This is a genomic window from Streptomyces longispororuber (assembly GCF_024448165.1).
Lineage (GTDB): Bacteria > Actinomycetota > Actinomycetes > Streptomycetales > Streptomycetaceae > Streptomyces > Streptomyces longispororuber_A.
Genome location: NZ_JAMOLN010000366.1, coordinates 1 through 5,094, shown reverse-complemented (window position 1 = coordinate 5,094; position 5,094 = coordinate 1). Strand labels below are relative to the sequence as shown.

Here is a 5,094-nt window from a genome sequence, read left to right as displayed (position 1 = left end):
AGCGCGGGCAGGCCCGGCAGGTTGGGGGCGGGCAGCGTGCCGCTGAGCAGCGTGGCGGCGACGAAGTTGACCAGTCCGGTCACGACGACCGGCGCCTGGGTGGCCACGGCGGTGACGTCACCCGCCGTGGCGGCCTTCACCAGGGCGTCGACGGCGGACTGCAGCGCGGCCAGGGCGTCGCCCTTCACGTCGAGCGGCGCCTTGGCGTCGGGCACCGCCTCTTCGGCGGCGTCCGGCACGGGGGCCGTGGCGGCCGCCTGGTCCTTCGCGGCGTCGATCGCGGTCTTGATCGCGTCGGCGTGCTTCTGGGCGTCCTCGGCGGGAAGCTTGCCGTCCTTCGTCTTGAGGACGGCGTCGAGCAGGTCGGTGACCGGCGTCAGCACGCCACCGGTGTCGTGCAGGCTCTTGATCTGACCCAGCAGCGCGTTGGCGTCGGGTACGGGGGCGGATGACACAACCGTGCGGCTGACGCGCTCATCGGCGGAGTCCGCGGCGAACACCGGAGCTGCCGCTCCGATCAGGAGGGACGCGCAGAGAGCGGAGGTCGCAAGGCGCCGTACGGGCAAAGCGGGCATGTTTTTTCCCCTTCGAGGGCGTGTTGGTGCTTGTGTTCACCGTGAGATGCCCCAACACGACCTGCAACCGAGCCACCGCTCTCCGTGTTCGCCCGGTCCCGTCATCCCTGCCGTTGTGCCAGGTGAGGACCCCTGCGGCGGCCCCTGGGGTGCCCACCCCCATACGGAGCAAGGGCGCCCCGGAGCTCCGGCGGAAACAGGAACAGCCGCCCCTGTGCCAGGGGCGGCTGCGGAAGAGTCGGCTGCGCCGGTCAGCTGTTGACGCAGGTGTTGCCGAAGGCGGGGTTCAGCAGACCGATGACGTTGACGGTGTTGCCGCAGACGTTGACCGGCACGTGCACGGGCACCTGGACGACGTTGCCCGAGAGGACACCGGGGGAGTCGGTGGCGGCACCCTGCGCGCCACTGTCGGCGGCGGCGACGCCGGCGGTGCCGGCCATCGCGGCGGCGGCCACGGCGGAGAAGACGAATGCCTTCGCGGTACGCGACATGAACATGCTCCTTGGGTCGTTGCGTGAGGGCCGGGACAGGCGCCCGGCGCGTGGTGCAACGCAGCGGCCGTGCATGGGGTTGCGGCTCCGAACGGGTGAATACCCGTTAGGTCATTGAAGTGCGTCGCGGAGCGTCGACGTCACGCCACCCGGAATTTCACAACTCCAACACACATCGTGTATCAAGTGAAACTCACTTTCTGGCGGCTACTCTTGGCTGCTCCCCGTGCGGGGCGGTATGCGCTGCGGGGAGTCGATAGGTAAGTGTGATTATCTCCTTTCCTTGCCTGGCGCTGCAGAGCGTCTGCTCATTCCTGAAAGGGAAGCCGGCCGTGCGTAATTCGAAAGGCTGTTTCCTGCGCCGTGTGACGGTGGGCCTGCTGTCGTTCGCGGCGGCGTCCCTGTCCTGCCAGGCGATGGCGACGGCGCCGGGGACCGAGAAGCCCAGCATCCCGTTCACCACGCGGTACGACGCCCTGATGCACGGCGGATTCGTGCGCGCGGCGAACGCGGCCATCACCTGCCGGGGCGCCGACTCCGTCAAGAAGGTCGGGTGCGCCGCGGCGCGCTCCGGCGCGACGGCGAGCAACGGCGATTTCGACATGTTCTACACGGACATCGATCGCGACCCCAACACCTACAACTCCTCCAGCGCGGAGATCCGCGTCCCGGCCGGATCGCGCGTGACCTACGCCCGGCTGTACTGGGGCGGCAACCTCCGCGTCGGCGAGCAGAAGCCCCCCAAGGACAACGGGCGCGTGCTGATCGCGGAGCCCGGCGGCGCGTACAAGCAGGTGCTGGCCGACACCGTGGTCGGGCACCGGGTCGCCCAGGGCGCGGACGCCTACCAGGCCTCGGCGGACGTCACCGACCTGGTGCGGGCCAGCGGGTCCGGCCTGTACACCGTGGCGCAGCTCAACGTCGCCATGGGCCGTACGGCCGCCGGCGCCTGGGGCGGGTGGACGCTCGTCGCCGCGTACGAGAACAAGGCCGAGCCGCTGCGGCATCTCTTCCTGCGCGACGGGTTCGACGCCCTCACGCGGGAGCACCCCGGCAAGGACCTCCGCGTGCGGATCCCGGTCGCCAAGGGCGCGAGCGGCTACGCGGGCCTGGTCGCCTACAACGGTGACCGGGGCAGGACCGGCGACTCGCTGACCGTGTCGACCGGGCGGGGCGGGCCGGTGCGGCTGTCCGACCGGGCCAATCCCGCCGCGGACGTCCTCAACTCGACCATCAGCCAGCCGGGCGACCAGCCGCGGCGGACCCCCGCGCACGCGAACACCCTCGGCTACGACTCCGACGTGTTCGCGCTCGGCAAGGCGCCGGCCCGCGGCGGCCGGGCGCTGGACCTCCGGCTGGTGTCCACCGGGGACCCGGCCTGGATCGGGGTGTTCTTCGGCGCCGTCGACGCCCGGTCCTAGCCGCTTCCGCCGCTTCCCCCAGTTCAGCCAAGTAAGAGGCGATGCCTGTGACGTCTGCACCCTTGCCGCCGCGCGTTCTCCACGTGACGCAGCCGGTCGATGGCGGAGTGGCGCGCGTGGTGGCCGACCTCGTGCGCAGCCAGCGCGCGGCGGGGATGGAGGTCTCGGTGGCCTGCCCCGCCTCCGGCAGCCTTCCGGGGCGCCTGGCCGCCCTCGGCTGCGGGGTCCTGGAGTGGGAGGCCTCCCGGTCCCCGGGGCCGAGCGTGCTCCGGGAGGGGCGGCGGCTCTCCGAGGTGGTGGCCCGGGTCCGCCCCGATGTCGTCCACGCCCACAGCGCCAAGGCGGGACTGGTCGCCCGGCTCGTGGTCCGGGGCCGGATCCCCACCGTCTTCCAGCCGCACGCCTGGTCCTTCGAGGCCGTCGAGGGAACCGCGGCGCGCCTGGCCAGGACCTGGGAACGGCGCGGCGCACGCTGGGCCTCCCGGCTGCTGTGCGTGAGCCGGGCCGAGCTGGACACCGGACGCGGCCTCGGCATCGAGGCGCAGTGGCGGCTCGTCCCGAACGGGGTGGACCTGGACCGCTTCGGCCCGCAGGGCCCGTCCGCCCCGGTACGTGCGGCGGACTCCCCGGCGGGCCCGCTCGTCGTGTGCGTGGGACGACTGTGCCGCCAGAAGGGCCAGGACGTCCTCGTCGAGGCGTGGCCCGAGGTGCTCAGGACGCTGCCGCGGGCCCGCCTGGTCCTGGTGGGCGACGGGCCCGACGCGCAGCGGCTGCGGGCCGCGGCGCCCGCGTCGGTCACCTTCGCCGGGGCCGTCGACGATCCGGCGCCCTGGTACCGAGCGGCGGATCTGGTCGTCATGCCCTCCCGGTGGGAGGGCATAGCGCTTGCTCCGCTGGAGGCCATGGCCTGCGGAAGCCCGGTGCTCGTCACGGACGTCGACGGAGCCCGCGAGAGCCTGCCGGCCGGCGCGGCGGACAGGTGCCTGACCCCGCCGGACGACCCCGCCGCCCTGGCCCGGGCCCTGGTCGGGCTGCTGGGCGACGCCGAGGACCTGCGCACGCTGGGCCGTGACGCCCGCCGGCACGTGCGCGCGCACCACGACGTCCGGCACACCGCCGCGGCGGTCGCGCAGGTGTACGGCGAACTTCTGGGGCTGGAGACCATCGAGCACAGGAAGCCGGTCGCGACGTGACCCAGGAAAGAACCGTCTCCTCCACCGCCACCGTCGTCGCGCAACGGACCGCGGACAGCCCCCGGATCACCCTGGTCGGCGGCGCCGCCCAGGACGACTCCTCCCGCGCGCTGCTGCTCGCGACGGACTGCACCGCCGCGCTGCTCGGCACGGTCGCCCTCACCCCGCTCCAGCGCCACCCCCTGCTGGTGGCGGCGTTCGTCGTCCTCGTCCTCGCCCTCTACCGGAACGCCGGGCTCTACCGGGTCGCCGACCAGCGGTACATGCTCGACGACTGTCCCGCCGTGGCCGGCCGGACCGCGGCCGCCTGGTGCGTGCTCATGGCCGCGTCGGTGAGCCTGCCGGTCCTGCAGCGGATCCCCCTGACGGTGGTGCTCTCGGGCGCCACCGCCCAGGTCGGCCTCACCCTGCTGGGGCGGGCGCTCGTCCACTGGCGGCGGCGCGTGGCCCTCGTACGGCGGCCGTGCACGACCCTCCTGGTGGGGCCGGAGCAGACCGCGTCGCGCGTCGCCGCCGCCCTGCAGCGGCACCCGGCGAGCGGGGTCCGGCTCGTCGGCATCGTCGCCGACGGCGGCGGGGAGCAGCGCACGAACGACGCGGCGCCCGCCCTCCCGGTGCTGACCACCGTGGCGGACATGCGCCGCGCGGTGATCCAGAACGGGGTGCGACGGGCCATCGTGCTGGGCAGCTCCAGCGCCCCCGGGCACCGCGCCTGGCTGCGCAGCCTGAGCGAACTGCACTGCGAGATCTGGGAGTTGGACCCGGAGCCGTCGGCGTACGTGCCGCGCTACCGCGGGGCGGACCGGCACGTGGCCGGGTTCCGCTGCCGGCCGGTCGTGGGGCCGCCCTTCCCGCCGCATCCCGGCAAGCGCGCCCTGGACCTCGCGATCTCCGCGCTGCTGCTGGTGGCGGCGAGCCCGGTGCTGCTGACCTGCGCCCTGTGGCTGCGGATCAGCGAGGGGCCCGGGGTGGTCTTCCGGCAGGAGCGGATCGGGAAGGACGGGCGGCCCTTCACCCTGCTGAAGTTCCGCACGCACCGCCCGGCCGACCCGATGGAGTCCGCGACGCGCTGGAGCGTCGCCAACGAGCACCACATGCCGTGGTTCTGCCGCTTCCTGCGCCGCACCTCGCTCGACGAGCTGCTCCAGCTGTGGAACGTCTTCCGCGGCGACATGAGCCTGGTCGGCCCGCGGCCCGAACGCCCGTACTTCGTCGTGAAGTTCAGCGAGACCCACCCCGGCTACAACGAGCGGCACCGGATGCCGTCCGGCATCACCGGACTCGCCCAGATCAACGGGCTGCGCGGCGACACGTCCATCGAGGACCGCTGCCGGTTCGACAACGCGTACATCGACAACTGGTCGCTGTGGCAGGACATCAGCATCCTGCTGCGCACCGCGACCGAGTTCTTCCG

5 protein-coding genes are annotated in these 5,094 nt (G+C 73.1%); 3 read left to right on the top strand and 2 right to left on the bottom strand.

Going from position 1 to position 5,094, the window contains the following annotated elements; translation table 11 throughout:
- Together M4J07_RS46685 and M4J07_RS46680 are read right to left on the bottom strand one after the other, a co-directional pair.
- Positions 1-575 (bottom strand): hypothetical protein (locus tag M4J07_RS46685; protein ID WP_255983282.1); only part of this gene is annotated, 575 nt, incomplete at its 3' end.
- A 251-nt stretch (positions 576-826) separates the two neighbouring features.
- On the bottom strand, positions 827-1,066 hold the full coding sequence (locus M4J07_RS46680) for a chaplin (RefSeq protein WP_255983280.1): 240 nt from the start codon (positions 1,064-1,066) through the stop codon (positions 827-829).
- Between the two features lie 332 nt (positions 1,067-1,398).
- Between M4J07_RS46680 and M4J07_RS46675 the strand changes: the two genes are divergently transcribed.
- From M4J07_RS46675 to M4J07_RS46665, 3 genes are all read left to right on the top strand, one after another.
- A complete protein-coding gene (locus M4J07_RS46675; protein ID WP_255983278.1) occupies positions 1,399-2,487 on the top strand; it encodes a DUF3344 domain-containing protein in 1,089 nt (362 codons plus the stop codon).
- Positions 2,488-2,528: 41 nt separating this feature from the next.
- On the top strand, positions 2,529-3,680 hold the full coding sequence (locus M4J07_RS46670) for a glycosyltransferase (RefSeq protein ID WP_255983276.1): 1,152 nt from the start codon (positions 2,529-2,531) through the stop codon (positions 3,678-3,680).
- Positions 3,677-5,094 (top strand): sugar transferase (locus M4J07_RS46665; protein WP_255983274.1); only part of this gene is annotated, 1,418 nt, incomplete at its 3' end. The genes M4J07_RS46670 and M4J07_RS46665, both read left to right, overlap by 4 nt.